At 79.0% G+C, this 238-nt stretch carries 1 pseudogene; it reads left to right on the top strand.

Annotated elements, in window-relative coordinates:
- Positions 1 to 238: pseudogene (locus QWJ41_RS21420) on the top strand (ComEC/Rec2 family competence protein); the annotation flags it as partial.

Below are 238 nucleotides of genomic sequence, written 5' to 3'. Positions count from 1 at the left end.
CCCGCCGACGGCGACGACCTGGCGGCGGTCCTCGACGCCACCGGCGCCCCGCAGGTGCGCGACCCGCCCGACCTGTGGTGGCGCGGTGCCGGTGCGGTCCGCGAGTCGCTGCGCGACACGGTCGCACACCGACCCGCCCCCGAGCGGGTGCTGGTGCCGGCCCTGGTCGACGGCGACGACGTGGGCCTCGACCCAGCGGTGGCCGACGACTTCCGGGCCACCGGCCTGACCCACCTGC

The organism is Nocardioides cremeus (assembly GCF_030518195.1).
Lineage (GTDB): Bacteria > Actinomycetota > Actinomycetes > Propionibacteriales > Nocardioidaceae > Nocardioides > Nocardioides cremeus.
The sequence above is the reverse complement of the archived record's forward strand: the minus strand, read 5'-3'. Positions and strand labels throughout refer to the sequence as shown.